Here is a 23840-nt window from a genome sequence, read left to right on the forward strand (position 1 = left end):
TTAGCTTTTATTAATTTCTACCTTGCCACCATTTAAAGAAGCTGTTGCGGTAACGCCTATGGTTAAGTTTTTTTGGCCATCAATGGTAAAATCATTTTCAGTGGCGGCAAGGTTCATGGCCCTGGCTTTTGCATCTACCAGGTCTTTCCCTTCCACCGTAATCAGTTCGCCTTTAATATCTAAAGTTTTGGTAGCGGCCGCCGTTTGTTCTGGTGTAGCACCTTCTGCCGGGGCCAGGTTACCCATGGTAATTTTCGGCGATTGAATATCGATGCTTGCTCGTCCGTTAATACTGATATGCTCGCCACTGATATCAATATTCCCTTCCTTATCCATGGTAATGGTACTTTTACCGCTATGAATCACAATCTTGCTGGCTGCCTGTGCTGTAATTAAACCCGGGCCATTTTTAATGTTCACAAAATTAGCCGCATTGGTACCCATATTTAAGGCATGGTTTAAATCATCAAATGTTAAAGCACTGCCTTTTCTGGAGGTCAAACCCTTGGTGTTGCTGTTCTTAAAACCGCTGCTGTCACCACTTTTGCCATGGTACACACTGCCCATTACCACGGGCCGCGCCACGTTGCCTTCTTCAAAGGCGATCATCACCTGGTCGCCTTTTTCGGGGATGACGTGAAAGCCGCGGTTTTTCCCGGTATCGCCCGTGCCCGCATTTGGGCTGACCACGCGCAGCCATTCGGTTACATCATTGCTGTGGCATTTCCACTTAAATTTTACTTTAATGCGGCCCTGCCCCTGCGGATCGTCATTGTCAATCACGTCAGCCAGCTGCATATCCGGGCTGGGTTTAGTATAATTTTTCACCAGTATCCGTTCAGAACTGGCCACCACGCCTTCAAAAGTATTGTGGTATTTCCCTGTACCATCCAGGTTATGGGTAATGCTGGTAATTAAAAACCGTCCCAGGCTTTCGGTAGCAAAGGCGATTTCCTGCCTGATGCTCATGGTAATTTCGGCCAGGGTACCAATACCCAGTGCTGCATTATCGCCACTGGCGTTTACCTTTAACAACTCGCTGATGTGCGCTTTTTCTTCATTCTCTACATGACTTTTAATATCGCCATCATTATCCACCCTGATCATGGAGGGTTGGTTAAAGGTTTTGCTGTACATCAGGTTCGATGCTTTGATGGCATAATCCAGATCAGGATGGCCGCCGGCCTGGCCGCTGCTTTCACTTTCCAGTATGGTATCCTGTTTGGGGTTATAGGCGAAACGTTTGTTTTTAAGGGGTGCCAGTTCCATGGCGTATTGCAGGTTGTGGACATCCCGGCCATAAAACAGGCCAATGTCCTTTTGGGTGTCAGGCTTCCCGAAATTCAGCTGCTTACCATCATAATACAGCCATTCATGGTATTCGCCAGAAAGGCGGTTTAAAAATTCCCAGTCGCTTTCCTTGTACTGGATCAGGTAATCAATACTGGCCTGGCGGCTGGCATTGGCTACAATTTTTAAATCGTTTGCCGGGGTATCAATGGTGGCCAGTTTTACAATTTCATTTAAATCTTTATCCAGGTAAGAACCGAGGTCTTCCCCGCGATCAATCAAAATAGTGGGGCTGTAACCACTCACAATCAACACCCCATGGTAGCCATGGCTTTGGGCCAGCTCTACCCGGGTAACCAGGCCAGCAAATTGCTGCATCTGTTCGGTTGCGTAGCCAAAGGAGGCGGTTAGGGTTTTACCTACAAAATCGCGGCTGTCATCCAGGTTAATCAGGCCGGGGGCACCCATCTGGTCGTGGTTAAACCGGAGTTCAAAATAATGGTGGCTGTTAAATTCCTGTTGTAAACTAAATGAGGCAAAATGAGGTATCGCCTGGTCTTCTATATTGATTTCGGTGATGAGTTTGTTTTCCATAGGGCTAAGCTGTTCACCATTTTAATTTAAACCTGCACCCAATATTGCTGATGAATCTGTTTATTGAAAATGAGTGCGTTGGCGTAAAATTTAATGATGGTTAATTTGGTTAAACGATATATGCTTTTACCAAATATTGAGCCAATGAATGATCTATGTTGCTCATTTACAGCTGTTCAATCTTCCCGATTTTTGAAAAGGTTTAATGTAAAGCATTTAAACATAGATTTTATCAGGAAAAGATGCTTGTATTTATTTTAAAATAATTTTCGTATCACTTATCATACTTCATATAAATCAAAATGTTGTGGGTTTTCAGGGCAATGTGTAGTGCTTTTATACACGGCACATTGAGATCATAAACTCAAATCATCGATGGCATGGCTGCGAATTTAGACTTGATGAGTTTTAAAAATTAATATTGCAATAACCGGAAATTTATAAACCGGAAACAAGCGATAGCAGATAATGCCAATAATAAAATGATGAATTCCCGAAACAAAAAAAGCCGAAACATTTTTTTGTTTCGGGAAAATTTGTTTCCAAAATCCGAAACGTTTTTTCTGGAAACAAAAATTTGTTTCGCTAAAAAACGTTTCAACATTCGCATTACATACAATAAATGGACTTTTTTGAAAAAAACACGCCTGAATAATAGTCAATAATCATGATTAAATTAAAAATTTCGGGATATTTGAATAGTAGTACTAATCATACAGTCAGACTAAATTAATAATTAGTACCTCGCCAACCACATAAGTTTTGGATCACATGCTTATATCTTTCAGGAAGAGGATTTGGAGGGGAATTTTTAACCTCTGCCAATGAGATTATTTCGGCTTATAAAAAGCTTTATAATTGGTTTTCTAATGCTAATGAATGGGTAAATTCTTGTAAAACAAAAGGAAAACGGTGCACGGTATTAAATCAGATAAATTAATTTCTTAAATAATACAGCAGCAAACCTTACCGGTTTTAAACTAGTAAGGTTTGTTGGTTATCATAAAAAATTTATTTCGTTTTTTCATTAACCGGGGCGGGAACGGGTTCATCCTGCTGGCCTTGCTTAAATTCTTTAATTCCTTTACCTAGGCCTTTCATCAGTTCCGGAATTTTCTTTCCTCCAAACAATAATAATATGGCTATGCCAAGGATAATCATTTCCGGGCCGCCCAATAATGCGGCAATTGTAAAATCTTTCATAGGTTCTATGTTTCTGGTATTTTCATATACGACAGAAACCAGCCTTTGGTTTTTACCTGATGATCAGCTTTTCCAATAGAATTGCACCATCCGTTTTCATCTCCGGCCTTCCTCAACATAAGTTCTTTTAAAAAGAATCGTTATAGCTATAATCGGAATTTTGTATGTTTGATTTGAACAAAACCTTAACACCAAAAAAAATGAACATCAGTAAAAACATTTTATTCACCTCACTTATCGCATTATCAACACTAAGCATGTATTCATGCAAAACCAAAAAACTGGCAGCCAAACCAGCACCTGCACCGGTAGCTCAACCAGCTCCACCTGCAGAAGCCAAAAAACCGGCACCTGAGCCTGAAAAAGAACCTGAAGCAGCGCCATCAGATCAGCCAAACTTCAATCTGGATAATATTCAGTTTGAGTTTAATTCCTTTGTGCTCAAAACCTCTTCCTTTTCTATTTTAGACAAAGCGGTAGCAGAAATGAAAAAATCGCCAAATACCCAGTTTGTATTGAATGGTCACTCTTCTGCAGAAGGTAGTCCGGAGCATAACATGTCGCTTTCAGTAGATCGTGCAAATGCTGTTAAATCATATTTTGTAAATGCAGGTTTAAGTGCCGATCGTTTTACCATTGTAGGCCATGGGGAAAAAGAACCCATCAGCACCAATAATACCGAAGAAGGAAGAACCTTAAACAGAAGAACGGAGATTAAGATTAAAAATTAATCGCATCCTTCCATAGTAAATATTAACCTGAACATGCAATAACTGAATAGCATACCCGGTATGCCCAACCGCAGTTCATTGCATGTTTTTTCTTTTCATTCATTATTTTATTTTATTTCTGTTTCCGATCAACAATATTTAATTTCATTGAATATCCCCACATTGAGCTGAATTAAACCCGAATATTGTGCATCCCGTTTTAGTTAGAAATAATATTAAAATTCTTGGTGAAGGTAGCCAGATCATTGTTTTTGCACATGGTTTTGGCTGTACACAAAGCACCTGGAAATACATTACCCACTCTTTTCTGAAAGATTATAAGGTGATTTTGTTTGACTATGTAGGATCTGGAAACACCGACATCAGTCAGTATGATTACCACAAATATGCTACTTTAGAAGGTTATGCCTGCGATGTTCTTGATATTATAGCTGCACTTCAGCTTCAGGAAATTATTTTTGTCGGCCACTCGGTTAGCGCCATGATCGGGATGATTGCCGCAATACAAAAACCAGATGTTTTAAGAAATTGATCTTTATCGGGCCTTCCCCTAAATACCTGAATGATCAACATTATATTGGCGGATTTAAAACTGAAGATATAGCAGCCCTTTTTAACCATATTGTGGACGATTATTCCGGATGGGCCAAAGCGATTTCACCAGCTGTGCTGGATTGTCCTCATAAACCTGAATTAACAGAATTTTTAATTGAATGCTTCGAAGAAACCAATCCCAGTATTGCATTGGCCTTTGCCATGGCTACCTTTAAAACAGATTGCCGGGAAAAATTAAAAGAACTATCCGTTCCAAGCCTGACTTTAGCCATGGCCAATGATCCGCTGGTTCCACTGCATATAGGCGAATACATCAGGGAGTATACACCCAATAATTTTTTAGTTGTGATGAAGGCCACCGGTCACTTCCCACAGATTTGTGAACCGGAAGAAACCGTGAAAGAAATCAAAAAATTTATTATGGATGAACACATGTGCTAAATCATAATAATATCTTCTTTACTTATGCTCTGAAGAAATTGTTGAATATATTGTTCAGACATCAGGATTTAGTGCCCTAATTCCCGCCTCTTCCATAGCAACACCTGCACGAATAATCTTAATTAGCCACAAAGCTTGATCACTCCAAAATAATCAAGCTTTGTAGTCATGAGATTTTTAATTTTCCTGTTTTCCAAAAATAGCTGTTAAAATGCCATGTAAAATAGGTTGAATGATAACAACGACGCCTCCTTCTCAAATGTGATATATAATTTTTAAAGGAGAGATAAAAATTATAAGGTTCAATCATTATTATAGCATTTTCGAATAATCATATTCTTCCGATATAATACCGCACTTGTTGGCATATTATTTGTAACAAAAGCAACGACATTCAAAATGAATGATATGATCATCAATATAATGAACAAAATGAATAAATCTGTTCATTTCAAAAACCAGACAAAATATAAACCCGTATATAAGCCAAAATCATTTATTATTTATGCTCCTCTGGCGCTTTTGGGCATGAATAAACTGAATGGATAACTATAATTTATCATCATAAAAAAATAACACACATGAACACTATCAAAAAAATCTTCGTTTTCTCGTTAATTATCTTTTCTGCATCGGCCAGTAATGCACAAAATGGTATGCGTGAACCTATCAATTATTCGTTAAAAAATGGTATGAAAATTATCGTTTCAGAAAATCAAAAGTCCCAGGGTGCATTTTCGAGTTTTACCTTAGATACCAGAGCATTTCAAAATAAGAAGGATGGCATTGTAGAATTGCTTAATGCGACATTAAATGAGCGTGCCTCAAAAAATGATCAGATCCTGTTTAAAGATAACAGTGGCAGGTTGGCTACCAATAATGCCCAGCTGGAAAAAGGATTAACAGAAATGGCCTCCATCATTCAACATACTGACATCAACCAAAAAGCATTCGATAGCGGCAAAGCGACATTACTTGCCAGCTTAAAAAAACAGGATTACGATTACGACCAAACGGTAAATGAAAATACGATAAATGCTATATCGCTTGGAGATCTTCAGGCTTTTTATAATGAAATCTCACCTGAAAAAACATTTTTAACCGTTGCGGGTAATGTTGAAATGAATACGGCAAAAGCAGCCGTAAAAAAGGCATTTGGAAACTGGAAAAAAGCGAATAAAGAAGAAATTTCTTCAATAGCAAAATAATGTTATCCTACTTTAAATAAAAAGCTTTCTGATTAAAATCAGGAAGCTTTTTATGCTTAAAATGTTACATGATTTTGTCCGGCTCCGGATCAGATTAATTAAACATTCAATATCTTAGCGCATCAATTATCCCGCTATGAAAAAGACCGCTATCATACTCTTTTCTTTTTTGATCACCTCACTTCATGCACAAACTGTAGTAAACCGAAATCAGGATATTGATCAAATGGTTAAAGCTGTGAGCCAGGATTCATTGAAGTCATATATTGCTCAAATGGTTTCCTTTGGCACCAGAAATACGTTAAGTGATATGAAAAGCAAAACCAAAGGAATTGGGGCAGCCAGAAATTGGGTGGTTGGAAAGTTTAATCAATTTGCAAAACAAGGTGATGGCCGGCTCTCGGCATATTTAGATACCACTACTTTTAAACCAGACGGTAAACGGGTAGACCAACCTACCCTATTGGGAAATGCAGTGGCCATATTAAAAGGAACTGATCCAAATGATAAAAGGGTTTATGTGGTCAGCGGGCATTTGGATAGTCGCGTTACAGATGTAATGAACAGAACCAGTAATGCACCCGGAGCAAACGATGATGGCAGCGGGGTAGCCGGCGTAATAGAAGCCGCAAGGATTATGAGCCGGTATAAATTTCCTACCACCATTATTTTCGTTGCCGTTAGCGGTGAGGAACAATCGTTATTAGGTTCGGGTTTTATGGCGGATAAAGCTAAAAAAGAAGGCTGGAATGTTGATGCGATGCTTAACAATGATATGATTGGCAGCAATAACAGCAGTGAAACACAAATTATAGACAATACCCGGTTACGTGTGTTTAGTGAAGGCCTACCGGCGTATGAGCTGGATAAAAACGCTAAAAGCATCCGCCAGTTTGGATTGGAAAATGATGGTAAAAGCCGTCAGCTGGCAAGATACGTAAAGGAAGTTGGCGAACGTTATGTCGATCAGCTGGAGATTAAACTCATTTACAGAAATGACCGCTTTTTAAGGGGTGGCGACCACACGCCTTTTGTTGAAAATGGCTTTACCGCAGTAAGAATCACTGAAATGAATGAAAATTTTGATCATCAGCATCAGGATTTAAGAACGGAAAATGGCATTAAATATGGCGATTTACAAGAATTTATGGATTTTGAATACCTCAGAAAAAATACGGGTGTTAATATCGCCGTCTTGGCCAATTTAGCCAAAGCACCTTCAGCACCCATAGAAGTTAAAATAGATGTTAAAAACCTGAGCAATGCTTCACAATTATATTGGAAAGCACCGTTAAGCGGCAATGTGAAGGGTTATTATGTGCTCATGCGCGAAACCAGCAGCCCCGTTTGGGAAAAGAAATTTTTTACTTCAGCCACTAAGATAACGCTACCCTATAGTAAAGACAATTATTTATTTGCTGTACAAAGTGTTGGCAATGAAGAGAATGAAAGCCTTGCGGTTGTTCCCGGCATTGGCAGATAGAAAACATTAAGCTTTACCAAAGTTTAAGCTTATTTTTAGGCCATGAAATTTAAGCCTTTAGCATTCATTTTAAGCATACTGATCACCCTGAGTATTGGGGCATTGGGCGGTTATGCTACAGCGCAATCGGTCAGAACCTGGTATCCTTTATTAAATAAGCCCGCTTTTAATCCACCTAACTGGCTTTTTGCGCCGGTTTGGACAAGCCTGTATGTATTAATCGGAATAGCTGCTTATCTGGTTTGGGTTAAACGCGATCGCATTGTTCACTTCCCCAGAACGGTAGCCGTTTATTTCATCCAGCTTATTTTAAACCTGGCCTGGTCTTTTATTTTCTTTTACCTGCATGAAATTGGTTTTGCCCTGGCAGAGATTATTGTACTCCTGGCGGTTATCATTCTTAACGCAATGATGTTTTATAAAATAGATAAATGGGCAGGGCTACTATTCATCCCCTACATACTTTGGGTTAGTTTTGCATCATTTTTAACTTATAACCTATTCATATTGAATTAATTTTAAAAGAAAATCTTATTTTAGGAGAGTGGTAGCTTTTAAAAGAATTTTGCTGATACTCTTCGTTTTATGCTATACCCAGTTGCATGCGCAAAAGGTGGGTCTTGTTTTTAGCGGTGGCGGTGCAAAGGGCCTGGCACATATTGGCACTTTAAAGGCGCTTGAAGAAAATCACATCCCCATAGATTATATTACCGGAACATCAATGGGCGGCATTGTTGGTGCCATGTATGCCGCAGGCTATTCACCGGCAGAGATTGAGAAAATAGCATTAAGTGATGATTTTCAAAACTGGGTAAACGGGCGCTATACAAGCGATTATACTTACTATTTCCAAAAGAATGCACCCAATGCTTCTATGCTTACAGCTAAAGTGGCCATAGATACAGGGTTCCATTTTAGTTTCCGTTCCAACCTGATTAATGATATTCCTTTAAATTTTGCCTTTCTGGAACTTTTCTCACAGGCATCAGCTGTATCTAAGGATGATTTTAATAAGCTTTTTATCCCCTACCGCTGTATGGTGGCCGATGTGCTTTCTCAGAAAAGTATTACGGTGAGCAAAGGAAGTTTAGCAGAAGCAGTGCGGGCAACAATGACGGTTCCGATTATTTACCGTCCGATTAAGCTGGATGGAAAATATGTTTTTGATGGTGGTTTGTATAATAACTTCCCTGCAGATGTAATGGAAAGGGAATTTAAGCCTGATTATATGATCGGTGCCAATGTTTCTTCCAAAACCTATAATGAATATCCTAAAAATACCGATGACCGTTTAATGAACCGTTTCCTGGTGTACATGTTTTTGTCCAAATCAGACTCCACCATGATTGGAAAAAACGGCGTTTACATCCAGCCTGATCTGGCTGAATATACCGCAACCAACTTTGCCCCCGTAAAAGAACTGATTAAAAGAGGATATGATGCAACGATGGCAGATATGCCCAGGATTAAACTATTGATCAGCAGAAGGGTCAGTGATGAGGAACTGGCAAAAAAAAGAGCCATTTTTAATTCCAAAAAACCTGATTTCAAGTTCCGTACAGTTTCTGTATCCGGCGTAAACGACCAGCAGAAAAAATATATCGAGCGCTTATTCAAAAGTGACCAGCCTACATTTAACCTGCAGGATATTAAGCGCGGCTACTATAAACTGGTTGCCGATCAGACTTTTGAAACCGTTTATCCCAAAATATCTTATCAGTCTGTTACCGATAGCTATACTTTTGAAGTGGTGGCTCAGCCCAAAAAAAGCTTTAAACTGGATTTGGGTGGCAATATATCCACCCGCCCCATCAGTAATGTTTTTCTGGGTGCCGAATACAATTATTTAAACCGCAAGGCATACACCTTTGGAACGAGCTTTTATTCCGGTCGCTTTTACGAATCGGTTCAGTTGAACGGCCGGATAGATTATCCTACAAAATTACCGCTTTTTCTGGCTGCAGAAATGACTTATAACCACTGGAACTTTTACAATACCAGCCAGATTTTTATTGAAAATCCACGCCCTATTTATATCGAGCAATCTGACCGCAAGATTGACCTGATGATGGGTGTTCCATTAAATTACAACACTAAAATAGTCCTGCACTCCAGCTTCATCAATAATACGGATCGATATAGCCCGAATAATACCTTTGCGGTGGGCGACTTACTGGATCAAACCATTTTTAATGGCTTCAGGGGTTCACTTAATCTCGAAAAAAACTCTTTAAACAGGAAACAATATGCCACCAATGGTCAAAATTTCTCTCTCAGCTTCAACTATACCACCGGCAGGGAAAATTATACGCCGGGCAACATCTTTCGCAATACACTTGGTTATGTTAAATCACCGGAAGTGAGCAGATTGCACCATTGGGGCAGTATTAAAATCACTCAGGAGAACTATTTTCTGCACCTGAAGAAGTATACGCTCGGCTATATTGTGGAAGGCGTGATTTCCAATCAGCCTTTATTCAACAATTATTACTCTACGTTGCTGGTTGCTCCTGCCTTCTACCCTATTCAGGATAGCCGTTCGCTCTTTCTCGATAAATTCAGGGCCACTACTTATGCTGCCGGAGGGATTAAAAATATTTATAGCCTTAAAAAAAATATTGATTTAAGGGCTGAAGCTTATTTATTTTTACCGCATAAGGAATTTGAACGTGTTGGCCTGCAGGATGTTGATTATGCAAAGGCTATTACAAAAATTCGCTATGCGGCAACAGCCGGAGTGGTTTATCATACACCGCTTGGCCCCGTAAGCCTGAGTTATAATTTATATAATGATGCAGTTAAAAGAAATGGTGTATTATTGCATATCGGTTATTTAATTTACAATAAACGTTCTATCGAATGAAACAATTAATCTTATTTTGCTCACTTTGTTTGGTGGCTTTCATCAGCTCGGCACAAACCGCAACCATTAACAATTTCCTGGTGAAGGAAAATTTAATTAAAAATAATAAGCTCGCCATTATTGCCGCCGATTCGCTGAATGTTCCGAATGAAAATATTAATGGGACATATACCTTTAGCGTAAGTGGTTTTACCCAGATTCTTAAATTCAATGATGGCATCGCAGTATTGCCCTTGCCCATAGATAAATCTACTTTTGTTTATATCAAACATCAAAACGATTTCGGTACACATAGTAAACTTGTTTATGTATACAAAAAAGACAATGACCTGAATCCATACACCATTAATAGTTTATGGCTGTTCATCATTCCAATTGCACTCGTGATTATTGCCTTTGCCTTTAGGAAACTCATCATTTTTGTGGTGATTGCCTTCCTCGTTTTTGTGTATTTTAACCACAGTTCCGGCTTAAATATCTCTACATTTTTTGAGAGCATATTTGATGGCTTGAAAAATCTGGTCTGAAATTAAATGCTAAACACTTTAACTTATTATCAGCTATGCGTATAGCGGTTATTGATCTGGGCACCAATACCTTTCACCTCTTGATTGCGGAGGTCAGCGGGCAAAATTTTGAAATACTTTATAAAACGAATGTCCCTGTTAAACTGGGTGAAGGACGCATCAATGACAACATCATCATTCCGGAGGCATTTGAAAGGGGAATTAACTGTCTTAAAAACTTTAAGGAAACTATCTTAAAGTTCAGGGTAGAGAAGATCAGGGCCACTGCTACATCAGCGGTGCGCAGCGCCGGCAACGGGAAAGATTTCGTATATATCGTTAAGGAACAGACAGGAATAGAGATCGAGATTTTATCTGGTGATGAAGAAGCTGCATTAATTTATGAAGGCGTAAAATTAAGCGGCGCAGTAGAAGATTTATCCTTAATTATGGATATTGGTGGCGGTAGCGTGGAATTTATCCTATGTAATACAGAAAAATTAATCTGGAAGAAGAGCTACAATATTGGTGCAGCCCGTTTAATGCAAAGATTTTTTAAGTCAGATCCCATTTCGGATGGGGATAAAAATAATATTTTAGCACACATTCAAGAGGAACTGACAGACTTATTTACCGTATGTGCACCGTATCAGCCAAAAACATTAATCGGATCAGCGGGTGCTTTTGAAACCTTTGCCGAATTGGTGAGCAGCGCGAAAAAATCGGTCATTAATTTAGATACACTCCAATCCTATCATTTCGATTTTGATGAATATATTACCCTCTCTGTTAAGTTGATTAACTCTACGCATCAACAGCGATCAGAAATGCCGGGTATCATTCCTCTTCGGGTAGATTTAATTGTAATTGCAGCCCTCATCACCAACTACGTTCTGGGCAGACTTCAGATTAACCAGCTAAAACTATCAACCTATGATTTAAAAATGGGCATGCTGTCGCAAAATTTATTCGAGGGTTAATTTTTTAGCTGGCATAATCACTCTTCCCATAATGATTGGGCTGCTTTGCAAAGCTAAATCTTTTTGCTTGACCTTGCTGTAATCGAGTATCATTGTTGCGGCAAAGCGTGCGCTCTCCACAGAAAGTACATTGCTTTTAAGATCTAAACCATATTTAAAAACAAATTCATACCGACCAGCTTCATCTGTTATTGTATGATATTTGGTGTTCAAAATGACCACACGAATTCCGGACCTGGGCTTTTTATCTAAACCTAAAATCACTCCTGATATCCTGGTCACAGTATCTGGCTTTTTATCGTCCTCTTTAACTGTAGACTGCGCTGTAATTTCTGTAGCCACGCGAGGAATAGCAGCCCTGGCATCCTGAGTAAAAATGGCTACGCCAATGGCCAGTACACCTAGGTATTTCATCCAGTTTCTATTCGCTGGTTTAACTAATAAGTAATAATTCAACTGATTGAGCTGCGTAACTGTTAAACGGCCACATATCGAAGTGCTGGCTTGAGTTAATACAGAAATGATTTCTGCGTTGGTATAATTCGTAAAGTCAATCACGTTTTTTGAACAGGCTGTACAGAAAGCAAAACCTGATTCTTTTTCCATCTCATCCCAATGCTGAGTACAGGGTTCTGCAATGGTCACTTGTGCTGGCGAATTTTTCATCTTTTAGATTTGTTAACATGATGAAAAAGAAATCAGGATTCCATAAGTTATTTAAAATGATTTAATTGTTTTGCAATAGAAAAAACATAGCAGATGTTGTACAACTACAATTCAGTTACAATGTTGAGTAGAATCGAAAAACTTATTAATAGATTCTTATCAAAGCCCAAAGATTTAACCTGGGGGAAATTAATTACGGTACTTAGGTTTTATGGTTTCGAAGAATTGTCAGCAGGAAAAACAGGTGGCTCGAGAAGAAAATTTGCTGATAAAAATAAAGATATCATAAGTTTGCATAAGCCTCTTCCAAAAAATATTGTGAGGTATTCTTCGGAAAAATTGTAGGCATAAATGATCTTATTACGTTTGAAGACTCTTCAGTAAACCATAAAAGCAATGTTGTGGGCTGAATTAACAACATAAAGAACTTAGTAGGTTTAACTTGATTGAATCTGTATTCAAATTCAGGATTAGCTACTTATCAACCTAAGAAGTTTTTGAGCTCTTGATATAACTTTTCAGTAGGCAGCCCCATTACATTGGTGTAAGAGCCTTCAATTCGCTGTACCACTACCAATCCCCACCAGTCTTGCACACCATAACTCCCGGCCTTATCATATGGCTGATAGTGATCAATATAGAAATCAATCTCCTCACTGGTAACTGACTTACAATAAACTTCAGTCCGGTCATAAAAAGAATAGATTTTATTGCCTTTAGCTAATGTCACACCCGTATAAACTTCATGTTTACGACCAGATAATTTTGCCAGCATTTCCTGAGCGTGTGCACGATCTGCTGGCTTGCCTAATATTTCGCCATTTAAGGCCACGATGGTATCAGCCGTGATGACGATTTCATCATCAGCCTTAAATGCTTTTGCTTTTTGTTCTGAAATGTAAACAGCAATTTCGGCAGGAGACAATCCATCAGGATAACTTTCATCGACATCTTTCAGTACCACTTTAAAATTTAAGCCTATCAGGGTTAAAAGTTCCTGTCTGCGCGGTGATTTTGATGCCAGTATGATGGGTGGGAATGTAATTGCCATAACGTAAATTTTTGCTAAAATAATAAAAGCGACCAAAAGCCGCTTTTATTATCGAATGTTTTAACAGATTAATTACTTCCACCCTGCATACGCTTCTGCATTTCAGCGCGTTGCTCTTTCTGCCAGGCCTCATAAGTTTTTTTCTGATCATCATTTAGCACTGCAGAAACCTTTGTATCATTTTCCGCACGGAATTTTTGCATCTTCTCCCTCATCGCATCCCGATCAGCTCCCTGCATTTCTTCACGCATCTTTTTCATGGCTTCAGCTTGTTCCGTAAAAACAGTGGTTAGCTTCGTTTTCTGGTCATCACTCAGCTTTAGCTTTTCATCCAATAGTTTTACACGTTCTTCAGGTTTCATCATCATACCTCTTCCGCCCCCCTGTTGTGCCTGAGCGAAACCAGCTATGCCCAGCATTAATCCGCAGATCATTAATAATTTTTTCATCTTGTTGTTTTTTGAAATTTAGACAAGTTGGAGTATTAGCAGGAAACAAAGTTTAATGGCATACTGTAACTTCAATGTTGCAAATTAAAACAGATCAATCTTTTAAGTGCAATTCTGCCACAGACAATGGATAAGATTACATTTTCGTCATTGCGAGGAGGAACGACGAAGCAATTTATTTTGCGAAGAAAGATTGCCTCACGCCATTACGGAGCCTGCCCTTCAGTTCGCAAGGACGAATTTCCCTAATGATCCAACTTACTTACCCGAATCAGCAGCATTTGGATTTTCATCGTGCCATCTGCCCTGTACTTTCATTACCTTCTCAATAATGTCTCGTGCAGCCATTTTACCACCGTTGTAGGGAGATATAAATGTAGATATGGCCTTAATCTCCTCAGCCGCATCAGCCGGACAAGTGGGAAGCCCAACCAGTTTCATCACTTTTAAATCCGGAATGTCATCACCCATATAAAGTACTTCACTCGCGGTAATGCCTTTTTCTTTTAAATATTGGTTAAAGATCGAAACCTTATCACCAGCGGCTAAAAAAATATCGCTTATGCCCAGATTGAGAAAACGTTTCCGTAAGGCAATACCATCTCCACCCGATATGATGCAAAAATGATATCCCTTCTTTACGGCCAGTTGCATGGCATAGCCATCTTTAATATTAAAAGTACGCAGTGATTCCCCGCTCTCTGTTACCTGAACAGATCCATCTGTTAATACACCATCAACATCAAAGATGAAGGTGGTGATTTCCTTTAGTTTTTGAAGAAACATTTGTGCGTATGATGTTTAGCGTTAGGCGTTCGGAACCGATTCAAGACTAAGGACTCCGAACTCATGACTTACTTTACTGATTATCTCTCCATTCGTAAACCCAGGCAGATTGTATTTGCTCTAAATGCCCTTCGCTGCTTTCTTCACGGGTTCCTTTAAAGTTCGGTAATTCCAAAACCCACTCTAAAAGCTCCGTGAAACGGATGCGATAGATTTTGGCTTCGGTAAAGTCATCACCAAATTTCTCGTATAAAGACATGGCGATATCTTCATAATCATTCCAGTAAAAAGGCAAGGCAAATTTATCGTTGTTCATGTTGTTGTAAAGTTGAAGGTTAAAAGTTAAAGGTTGAAAGTTATGAGTTAAAAGTTACCGGTCTGGCGTACTACATCTATAGCTTCATCATTTTCGAAAGAATGCTGCAGACTCGAGACTAAAGACTATTGACTCCAGACTAATCTAATGTCCCATAAAGCCAGACTGATCCGGAATGGTTACTTCAATATCTCCATTGATGACTACACACTGGCAACCCAAACGGGATGTAATTTTTGGGCGAACGGCTCTATCGATAAAGTCTTCCTCTTTATCAGAAATTTCCTCCAAATTATCCATACCCTTTGTTACGTAAACATGGCATGTACTGCATCCGCAAACGCCTCCGCAATTGTGCTGAAGGTCTATTCCATTATCCAGGCAAACATCTAAAACCGATTCTCCGGCAGCTATAGGTAATTCTATAGATTCGTGATCAGCTTCTTCAAAATTTATTTTTAATTTAAAAATGCTCATAATTATATTGCAAAAATAGTAAGCTAAAGCGGTAAATATGCTATTTGTGCATTAATTTTATACTATCGCTTAAAGTTTGATAAATATGCTGTAGTTCGGGCATGTGGTTTAACATGCTCAAATGCTTGTTTAATGTGGTTTCATCTACCCTCACTGCCGGCCCGGTTTGTACATTTTCTGGTAAATTCATCATCACCTTATCTGCAGTTTCTTTAATTAAGGGTCTGATGATTTCGAAATCCAGGTGGTTTACCTGAAGCAACTGATGGGCTAATGCGTACAGATGATTGGTAAAATTACAGGCAAAAACGGCTGAGAGATGCAGCACCTTCCTTTGATATCCACCCAGGTGATATACCTTTTGACTTAATTTAGAAGCCAGGCTTTGTAAAATGCTTAAATCAGCTTCATTTGCAGCTTCAATACATAAGGGAATGTCTTCAAATGAAATTGCTTTCGATTTAGAAAAAGTTTGCAGCGGATATAAAACGCCCGGATGTTTAACTTTCGAGGATAACACCTGAATATCTGTAGTGCCTGAAGTATGAACAACAAGACCATTAACCGTTTTCAACTGATCAGCTATGCTTTCAATCGCATCATCTTTAACCGCTATAATGTATAAATCAGCATTGGTTTTAAGTAACTTCCAATCATTAACAGGTTCACAGGGAATGCCATCGGCCAAAAATTTAGCATGATTCAGATCCTGACTATAAATCTGAAGGAGTTCTTCACCCCTACTTTTTAAAGCTTGTGCAAGATGAGTCGCTACATTTCCAGCACCTATTAAAACAATCTTCATCAGCTATGCGATTTTAGCCTCTTTTCTTCTCCTGAAAATAGATAATAAGAAACCAATCACCATTACAATGGTACCTGCCCAGTATAAGTTGATAAATGGAAATTCAATGGCTTTAAAAACTACCCAGTCCTTCGCCTGCTGAGGTTTTTCGAAAATTTGTAATTCTACCTTTTTCTCATCAGGTAAAACCTTAGAGAAGCGGAACTTAAGGTCTAATCCTTCTACTTTACGGGCAAAATCGAAAGTATTGTTCCCCTTGATTAAAAACATCGGTTCAGCGGTATAAATTTTTCCGGCTGAGTTAATTTCCAAAGGCAAACCTACGGCATAATCTCCTTGTGCCAATACCAGGTCTTTAGCCACTGGTTTGTTATTTAAAGCTTTTACAGTTACCACACCGCTAGAGGTATGAATCGTATCACCCACGGCAACCTTTACAATTCGTGGTTCTTTATAATTTTCATCATCAGAATGACCTTCATGATCGCCATGATCGGCCTGTTTAATCGCCGCACTGGTGATGTGTGTATACACATCGTAAGTTAAATAATGCTTGGTATCAGGCGAAGCAATCAGCCCCATCTTTTCATTTTCTTGCACGTGCGGATGCAAATTAAAATCTTCTTTAACTTTACCTGTTTCCTTATCGAGAACCTTAAAATTAAGGGTATAAATCGTATTCGGTGCTTCAGTGGTATCGCTAACATATGTTACCGTATACTTGCCCATTTCTTTAGGCTCATTTTTATACAACATGATGTTTTCACCCGGCTTTTCAGTTTTTTCAAAATCCTTTACCGGGATAAAGTTATTGGCATTGATGGATAGCGGCTTATTGGTTGCCGCTGAAATCAATGCGCCCAGAATTAAAAATGCGAAACCGATGTGGGCTACGGCAGAACCGGCCAGTTTCACCTTACCTCCAAATGCCTGGTATAAGATCGCTGAATTAGACAACACCGCAAATAAACAACTGAAGGTAATCAGAATATACATGGTGTTGGTGTAGATATCTGCTACCCAAACCAAACCAGCAGTCAGTACCAATGAAAACAAAATAGCCGAAATCAGGCTACTGTAGAATTTACGCGGATCAGTCCGTTTGTATTTTAAATATTGTGAAAAACCAGAAATTAAAGTGATCAATACGGCGAATGGTGCCTGCCACTGGTTATAGTATTTTACTGCATCAATGGGTGGTGAAAAGTTGGTTCCGAAAGCTTTATTAAATACCGGAACTGAAGTAGAAAAAATGATCTGGATACAGGCAACCGTAACCACTAAGGCACCAATAAACATCCAGAATTCTCTGGAATAGGTCTCTTCATCTTTAGTCGTGATCGGTAATTCTTTCCACCTCACGATAATAAGGGCTATCGCAATTACGGCAAATACCACATTATACAGAATCAGGTGACCAAACATGCCCATATCTGTAAATGAGTGTACGGAGGTATCACCTAAAATACCACTTCTGGTTAAGAACGATGCATAAAGCACCAGCAAGAAACTTAAGAACACCAATGCAATGGCAGTGAAATAAGCATGACCGGTATTTTTATACGCGATCATTACGTGTACTGCACCAATTAGGGTTAACCATGGAATTATAGAAGCATTTTCTACCGGATCCCAGGCCCAGAAACCACCAAAGTTTAAAGCTTCATAAGCCCAGAACGAACCCATGATGATACCCGTTCCCAAAATCATGACAGCAAAAAGCGTCCATGGCATTGCAGGTTTAATCCATTCTTTATATCTCTTTTGCCAAAGGGCAGCAATACCATAAGCAAAAGGAACCACCATACTTGCAAAACCTAAAAACAGCGTTGGCGGGTGAATCACCATCCAATAGTTTTGCAGCAATGGATTTAATCCTCTTCCATCGGTAATAAATTTTAAATAATTGGCAAAATTCTCCGGATTGGCAAAAACCACAGGAGCCATTGATTTCAAATCAAGGGAATCTCTTAACAGGATAAATGGCGAACTTCCGATCCGCTCACCTAAAATTTCGACACCCAACAGCATGGATGTTAGAAAAACTTGAGAAAATGCAACTACCGTCATAACCGGACGCTCCCAGGTTTTTGCTTTCCAAATCAGCAAAGCGCCTAAAAACGATTGCCAGAAAGCCCAAAGCCAGAAACTTCCTTCCTGACCTTCCCAAAAGGCAGATACAATATAATAAACGGGTAATTCTTTAGATGAATGCCAATAAACGTAGCTGTATTCGTTATAGTGACCTAAAATCAGGTAAAACAATGTTGCACCAATACCGATGATACTGGCCCAATTGATGAGGAAACCAATTCTACCTAAATTAAGCCATGAACGATCTGTTAGATTTTTATCACGGGTAGCAAAAAAATATGATATGGTTGAAAGTAATGATGCACTAAAAGCCAGCACAATAAAAAACTGTCCGATTTTACCCGGCAGCAGGTTCTCACCTACAAATTGAATATCCATTAAAATTAATTATATTTTTTTTCGCCGTACTTACCCACTTCTTTAACCTTGCCATCCTGATTTATTTCGACCAGGTTATCATTATATTTAGATGGACACTTCATCAGAATTTTTGAAGCATAAAACTTATCGCCATCCATTTTACCAATCAACACTAACTTTTCTGATTTTTCGAAATCCTGAGGCTTCGTACCATTGTAAACAACTTCTCTGATTTCACCTTTTTCATCTTTCATGTGAAAAGCAAAATGATTGGCATCTTTAACGGCATCATAATACATCCCTTTGGATTTTTCCCAATAGCCCATTACATGTTCTTCTTTTTGAGAAGTAGCGGCCTCTTTAAAATTCGAGTAAGTATCCGTATTGGCATTTAAGCTAAAAAGAATCCCTACAGAAATTGCAATAGTAATTAATCCAATGATTGCACTTTTTTTCATGTTGTGTTATTGTAGTAAAAGCTGGCAACAAAGATAGAAAAATAGCCATAGCGAACCTTCTTTTACCGTTTTCGTGTCGTTATATTGACAATTAACTGATGATAGGATTAGATCATTAAAAATTTTAGAATTTATCAAATCAATGATGATTTTAATATGATATTTCTAAAATACTTGCGGTATGGGACAATTATCTATAACATCAGATTAGATATGCATTAAATTCAGTTAAATGAGTATGTTTGACAATCAGATCATTGTTATTTTAATCGTGGAAATCCTAATTATCACCTCCTATGAAACTCCGGCAACTTTATAAGCTTATTTTATTTATCCTATTCATTCCTGCATTAAGCTCCTGTTTTGAAATTGTAGAAGAAATAAACATGCGGAATGATGGAACCGGCGATGTAACGCTGACCATTAACCTTAGCCAAAGTAAAACTAAAGTGGCTTCTGTGATGCTATTGGATAGCGTTCAGGGATATAAAGTTCCCAGCAAGCAAAAAATCCAGTCAGAACTGGCAGAAGCCGTTGCTTATCTCAAAAAATGTGATGGCATTTCAAATGTAAAGAGCAGCAGCGATTTTAATCATTATATTGCCACCATTGGCTTTACCTTTAAAGATGTATCTAACATCAATAATATCACTAAAAACATCCTGGCCAAACAAAAAATAAAAGCCACCAACACCTCTTCCTACAGTTTCAATAAAGCTACCAAAGTATTTTCGAGGAAATACCAGCCCGTAGCCAATGCAAAGTCTGAATTCAACAAACTTAAAAATCAGGATAAAGCCGTTTTCAACGGTGCCACCTACACCAGTATCTATCGTTTTGAATCTCCTGTAACAAATGTGACCAATCCGGCATCAAACCTGTCAAAATCAAAAAAGGCGGTAATGCTAAAAAGTAATATCATGAATTTAATCAACGGAAAAGTTAACGTTTCCAATCAAATACAACTCCTAAAATAACCTAAGATTACAATGATCACGAAATCGTATTCAGAAGAAAGTACACGATCATAACCAGCTACCCACCTTTGAAAACAAATTTATAAAAATGAAAAAACTTCTCGTTGCACTCTCCTTTCTATTCTTTTCCAGTTTGACCTATGCTCAGGATTTGGTAAAGAAAATCCCTAAAAATGCCTTTACTGTGGCTACCATAAAAGGTGATAATGTATTTAAACTCATGTTTGTGAAAGATTTTAATGAATCTTTTGTCGGTAAAAAATTATTAACAGAGACCTCAAAATCCCTGGATAAAAATTTCAGCAGCATAGAAGACTTTGGGATTAACCTGGAGAAAAATATGTATTATTTTAATCAGCTGAGCGACAGTATCACTTATAACTGCTTCCTGATTCCGCTTAAAGATGCTTCAAAATTTGAAAACCTCATCACCGACAAAGACAAAAAATTAAAGGTTGAGGGCGAAATCAGAACAATGTTTCTGCCTGACAGCACCAGCTTGATTAAATGGAACAATACCATGATGTACTATGTTACGGGTAGCATTAAAAGTTCTTTCTTTGCTGATTCTCTGAAGTCTGCAAAATACGGCATTAAAGATATCCGCTATCAAAGCGATGATGTGCTTACAGATAGTGCCACAGTTGCGGTAGATTCTACCTATGCGGCAGAGCCAATGGTTGAAACAGAAATTGCGCCACCTGTTCTACCGAAGAAAAATCACAAAACAACGGGTAAGAAAAAACCGGTGACCAAGAAAAAAACGGGGAAAAGGAAAAAGTCCGGCAAAATTAAAAAAGCGCCAGAGGCTGAAGAAGTGAAAATGCTGGAAACTACTGACGATGCTGCTACGGATGCTGCAGGATCAGTAAGTGATTCGGACCAGTATGATAACTACCAAAAAGAAAAAGTTGAACAAGATGCAAAAATAAAAGCACTGACCTATATGTGGATCAGCGAACAGGCAGATAAAATCTTCAGTACCAATTACGAATCAATTGAAAGCAATAAATCTTACAGTGCCAGTCTGGATAAAAATGCCATTGCAGAAGTTTGGATTTCAAGCTTGCAGGATGTTTATAATTCCATCTCCCCTGAATTTGGCCGCTACGGAAAAGCAGGAATAATGAAGGGTTACGGAAGTTTAACCTCGAAATTATTTATGGATAAAAAAAGTTTCCGCATTTCTACGGGTCTGGAATTGGCAAAAGAACAGGCCGATTCATATAAAAAAGTCATGAACCGGAAATTGAATAAAAAATTCCTGAAATATGTTGACAGTGAAAAGGCAATTGGCTTTATGGGATATGCCATTGATACGAAGGCTTATTTGGAGGAATTACCTAAATTGATGCAGCAAACCTATGGTTCATTTTTAGGCAGCAATAAAATGGATGAAGAAATTGCTTTGGGTTCAGAGTTATTTTCACTCCTGCTGGATGAAGAGGCTGTAAGCAAAGTAGTAAAAGGCGATGCCTTATTTATCATCAATGGTTTAAACAGCCGTGATGTGAGTTATACCACATATGATTATGACGAAGACTATAATCAAACAGAGGTAACTAAAACCAAAAAAGAAACCCTTCCCGACTTCCTTTTTATGTTCTCATCAGAAGACCAGCGTTTAATGAATAAGCTCATTAAATACGGAATAAATAAAAACAAGGTTAGTGTAAGCAATAATATCTATAAGATTGAAGAAAAGAAAAGTCCGATAGATATTTACTTCATGATTAAGGATGGCATTGTATTTTTTGGAAATTCATTACCAGAAATGCAAAGCATTAGCAACAATACATTTAATGCGAGAATTAATAAAGCACATCAAAAACTATTGAGCCAGAACAATTTTAGTTTCTTATTTAATGCAAAAAACCTGGTAGGTAAAGTGCCGAACGAAGAAATAGGTGGCGAAGAAACAGCAAAAAAGTTTAACGAAACACTGGGCAAAATGGGTAATGTGTACATGAAATCAAATCCAATTAAGGGTAACCTGGTTTCTGCAGACATCAGTGCAGAAATTCCTAACGGGCATGAAAATGCATTGAAATATTTGTTTACTTTAATTGAAAATGCATCGAAATAACATTTGTTAAGAAAACACAGAAGCCACGGAAAGTGCTTCTGCGCTTTCATGATTCCGTAGCAAGATCATTTTGAAATAAATTATGAAGAAATTTTTTAAAACAATAGCAGTGATCATCCTATCACTGCTTATTTTTTTTGTGGGGATCTTTAAATACAGGCAATATCATGCCAATCAGATTGCTGTTCCGAAAGCGGCTACTGCAGTAATTAAGCTTAGTATCGATGAAATATATAAAAGTCTGGCGCTGAATATGCTTTTCAATCCGGACTATTATTTAAAATCTGATCCTGATAAAAAAACTGACAGCATTACCGGAGACTTTCGCCATGGCTTAAAAATCCCGGCGAGTGTATATTTTTATACCATGAAAAATCAGCCGGAAACGGCACTGTTTTCCCGATTTGAAATTAAGCAACTCCGCAATTTTCAAACATTTATTCATAACAAGTTTGGGTTTAAAATCCTCAAGAAACAAAATGAAATTACCTTTGCTGGATCAGGAAATGTGTTTTTTTGCTACGATGCGAACCATGTTGCTGTTGTTGTATCTGGTGAAGCCAGAAATTTTGATGCAGTACTCCTGGATATTTTGAAAGCAAAAAACTTTCAACAAATTGGTGTGGGTAAATTTAAATCCATAAAAGAATCAACCCGTCACATCGCCTATTCTGATGCTAAAAATGATGTTACAATCGACTTCAATAGTGGGGAAATAAATATCTCTGCTGATTTTGCTAATCATTCTATTATTCCGGCAGTTAAACCCTTTCATCGGAAGTTTAATCAGGAAAGTACAGCAAGTGCCTGGCTCAATGCTGATTTTGCTAAATTACCAAATAAAAAAATTCAACTAAAAAGCAGCACTTTAGATCGTGATAGCTTGTTGAAATATTATAAAGGTTATCTGGATTTTGAATGGACCAATACCACCACACAAACTGATTCTATTGTTACGTATGAATACAATGATGACTTTGAAAAAACGGCTAAAGTAACCTTACAGAAACGTAGCGTACCAAACCTGATGCTTAATATTAAAGCTGATCGAAATCTATTGATTAATTATCTTAATGAAAAACAGGTGATTAATCTCGATAGTGGAACAATACGCAATACAGTATTTCCACTTTATAAAGTTTTTCTGGGTGGCCATCAAAATCAGCTTCAGCTAACGACTCAAAAAAAGAATAAAGCAGATAATATGCTAATCCCCTCGAATGCGTTCTTTTCACTAAATGTTGATTTAGTGAAAATCAATCAATCAATGCGTATTCCAGGTTTAACACAACACTTGAAACTCCTGAAATACATGGATATAAAAGGAAGGTCAATGCATGACAGGCAGATCAGGCTGGATGGAAAAATCACTTTCGTGAATGATCAAGTGAATGCTTTGTATCAGATTGTCAAAGATTTTTAATCTGCCTGCTGCTTTTAGTTTCAAATTCTGATATATTT

23 protein-coding genes are annotated in these 23840 nt (G+C 38.2%); 12 read left to right on the forward strand and 11 right to left on the reverse strand.

From position 1 onward, the window contains the following. Together CBW18_RS08420 and tatA are read right to left on the reverse strand one after the other, a co-directional pair. The gene (locus tag CBW18_RS08420) at nucleotides 1–1884 is read right to left on the reverse strand and encodes a type VI secretion system Vgr family protein (RefSeq protein ID WP_088300854.1); all 1884 of its coding nucleotides are present in this window, start codon (nucleotides 1882–1884) and stop codon (nucleotides 1–3) included. Nucleotides 1885–2895: 1011 nt separating this feature from the next. After that, nucleotides 2896–3087, reverse strand: a complete 192-nt coding sequence (gene tatA / locus CBW18_RS08430; RefSeq protein ID WP_088300856.1) for a twin-arginine translocase TatA/TatE family subunit — start codon at nucleotides 3085–3087, stop codon at nucleotides 2896–2898. Between the two features lie 200 nt (nucleotides 3088–3287). On the opposite strand from tatA, the gene CBW18_RS08435 reads away from it, so the two are divergent. The 9 genes from CBW18_RS08435 to CBW18_RS08475 all read left to right on the forward strand — a co-directional run bounded on the left by CBW18_RS08435 (nucleotide 3288) and on the right by CBW18_RS08475 (nucleotide 11854). Continuing rightward, entirely contained in the window at nucleotides 3288–3818 is a 531-nt protein-coding gene (locus tag CBW18_RS08435) for an OmpA family protein (protein ID WP_088301345.1), read from the forward strand. Nucleotides 3819–4005: 187 nt separating this feature from the next. Then, nucleotides 4006–4350, forward strand: coding sequence for an alpha/beta fold hydrolase (locus tag CBW18_RS08440; protein ID WP_172406476.1), 345 nt, complete (start codon nucleotides 4006–4008; stop codon nucleotides 4348–4350). After that, entirely contained in the window at nucleotides 4347–4814 is a 468-nt protein-coding gene (locus CBW18_RS08445) for an alpha/beta fold hydrolase (protein WP_088300858.1), read from the forward strand. Before CBW18_RS08440 ends, CBW18_RS08445 begins: the two co-directional genes overlap by 4 nt. A gap of 581 nt (nucleotides 4815–5395) precedes the next feature. Next, nucleotides 5396–6022, forward strand: coding sequence for an insulinase family protein (locus tag CBW18_RS08450; RefSeq protein WP_088300859.1), 627 nt, complete (start codon nucleotides 5396–5398; stop codon nucleotides 6020–6022). Between the two features lie 136 nt (nucleotides 6023–6158). Then, a complete protein-coding gene (locus CBW18_RS08455; protein ID WP_088300860.1) occupies nucleotides 6159–7505 on the forward strand; it encodes a M28 family metallopeptidase in 1347 nt (448 codons plus the stop codon). A gap of 42 nt (nucleotides 7506–7547) precedes the next feature. After that, complete coding sequence (locus CBW18_RS08460) at nucleotides 7548–8021, forward strand: TspO/MBR family protein (protein WP_088300861.1); 474 nt, start codon at nucleotides 7548–7550, stop codon at nucleotides 8019–8021. 49 nt (nucleotides 8022–8070) lie between these two features. Then, nucleotides 8071–10368 (forward strand): patatin-like phospholipase family protein, encoded by a 2298-nt coding sequence (locus tag CBW18_RS08465; RefSeq protein ID WP_253248992.1) that lies wholly within the window; start codon nucleotides 8071–8073, stop codon nucleotides 10366–10368. After that, a complete protein-coding gene (locus CBW18_RS08470) occupies nucleotides 10365–10895 on the forward strand; it encodes a hypothetical protein (protein ID WP_088300862.1) in 531 nt (176 codons plus the stop codon). The genes CBW18_RS08465 and CBW18_RS08470 overlap by 4 nt, the downstream gene beginning before the upstream one ends. A gap of 35 nt (nucleotides 10896–10930) precedes the next feature. Then, nucleotides 10931–11854, forward strand: a complete 924-nt coding sequence (locus tag CBW18_RS08475; RefSeq protein WP_088300863.1) for an exopolyphosphatase — start codon at nucleotides 10931–10933, stop codon at nucleotides 11852–11854. Here CBW18_RS08475 and CBW18_RS08480 read toward each other — a convergent pair. The 9 genes from CBW18_RS08480 to CBW18_RS08525 all read right to left on the reverse strand — a co-directional run bounded on the left by CBW18_RS08480 (nucleotide 11840) and on the right by CBW18_RS08525 (nucleotide 19316). Further along, the gene (locus tag CBW18_RS08480) at nucleotides 11840–12520 is read right to left on the reverse strand and encodes a hypothetical protein (protein WP_088300864.1); all 681 of its coding nucleotides are present in this window, start codon (nucleotides 12518–12520) and stop codon (nucleotides 11840–11842) included. The two genes, CBW18_RS08475 and CBW18_RS08480, sit on opposite strands and share 15 nt — an antisense overlap. Before the next feature lie 481 nt (nucleotides 12521–13001). After that, nucleotides 13002–13571, reverse strand: coding sequence for a nucleoside triphosphate pyrophosphatase (locus tag CBW18_RS08490; RefSeq protein ID WP_088300865.1), 570 nt, complete (start codon nucleotides 13569–13571; stop codon nucleotides 13002–13004). A gap of 68 nt (nucleotides 13572–13639) precedes the next feature. Beyond that, complete coding sequence (locus tag CBW18_RS08495; RefSeq protein ID WP_088300866.1) at nucleotides 13640–14020, reverse strand: periplasmic heavy metal sensor; 381 nt, start codon at nucleotides 14018–14020, stop codon at nucleotides 13640–13642. A 258-nt stretch (nucleotides 14021–14278) separates the two neighbouring features. Next, the gene (locus tag CBW18_RS08500; protein ID WP_088300867.1) at nucleotides 14279–14806 is read right to left on the reverse strand and encodes an HAD family hydrolase; all 528 of its coding nucleotides are present in this window, start codon (nucleotides 14804–14806) and stop codon (nucleotides 14279–14281) included. 73 nt (nucleotides 14807–14879) lie between these two features. Next, the gene (gene iscX / locus CBW18_RS08505; protein ID WP_088300868.1) at nucleotides 14880–15122 is read right to left on the reverse strand and encodes a Fe-S cluster assembly protein IscX; all 243 of its coding nucleotides are present in this window, start codon (nucleotides 15120–15122) and stop codon (nucleotides 14880–14882) included. Nucleotides 15123–15266: 144 nt separating this feature from the next. Further along, on the reverse strand, nucleotides 15267–15599 hold the full coding sequence (locus CBW18_RS08510; RefSeq protein WP_088300869.1) for a 2Fe-2S iron-sulfur cluster-binding protein: 333 nt from the start codon (nucleotides 15597–15599) through the stop codon (nucleotides 15267–15269). 40 nt (nucleotides 15600–15639) lie between these two features. Next, the gene (locus CBW18_RS08515) at nucleotides 15640–16404 is read right to left on the reverse strand and encodes a Rossmann-like and DUF2520 domain-containing protein (RefSeq protein WP_088300870.1); all 765 of its coding nucleotides are present in this window, start codon (nucleotides 16402–16404) and stop codon (nucleotides 15640–15642) included. Between the two features lie 3 nt (nucleotides 16405–16407). Next, on the reverse strand, nucleotides 16408–18876 hold the full coding sequence (gene ccsA / locus CBW18_RS08520) for a cytochrome c biogenesis protein CcsA (RefSeq protein WP_088300871.1): 2469 nt from the start codon (nucleotides 18874–18876) through the stop codon (nucleotides 16408–16410). A gap of 5 nt (nucleotides 18877–18881) precedes the next feature. Next, nucleotides 18882–19316: a cytochrome c maturation protein CcmE gene (locus CBW18_RS08525; RefSeq protein WP_088300872.1), complete on the reverse strand. Its 435-nt coding sequence runs from the start codon at nucleotides 19314–19316 to the stop codon at nucleotides 18882–18884. 296 nt (nucleotides 19317–19612) lie between these two features. Here CBW18_RS08525 and CBW18_RS08530 point away from each other — a divergent pair, with 296 nt between their 5' ends. From CBW18_RS08530 to CBW18_RS08540, 3 genes are all read left to right on the forward strand, one after another. After that, entirely contained in the window at nucleotides 19613–20293 is a 681-nt protein-coding gene (locus CBW18_RS08530; RefSeq protein ID WP_088300873.1) for a hypothetical protein, read from the forward strand. A gap of 88 nt (nucleotides 20294–20381) precedes the next feature. Further along, on the forward strand, nucleotides 20382–22379 hold the full coding sequence (locus CBW18_RS08535) for a hypothetical protein (protein WP_088300874.1): 1998 nt from the start codon (nucleotides 20382–20384) through the stop codon (nucleotides 22377–22379). Between the two features lie 82 nt (nucleotides 22380–22461). Further along, nucleotides 22462–23802: a hypothetical protein gene (locus CBW18_RS08540; protein ID WP_088300875.1), complete on the forward strand. Its 1341-nt coding sequence runs from the start codon at nucleotides 22462–22464 to the stop codon at nucleotides 23800–23802. Nucleotides 23803–23840: the final 38 nt, after the last annotated feature.

The organism is Pedobacter sp. AJM (assembly GCF_002197755.1).
Taxonomy (GTDB): Bacteria; Bacteroidota; Bacteroidia; order Sphingobacteriales; family Sphingobacteriaceae; genus Pedobacter.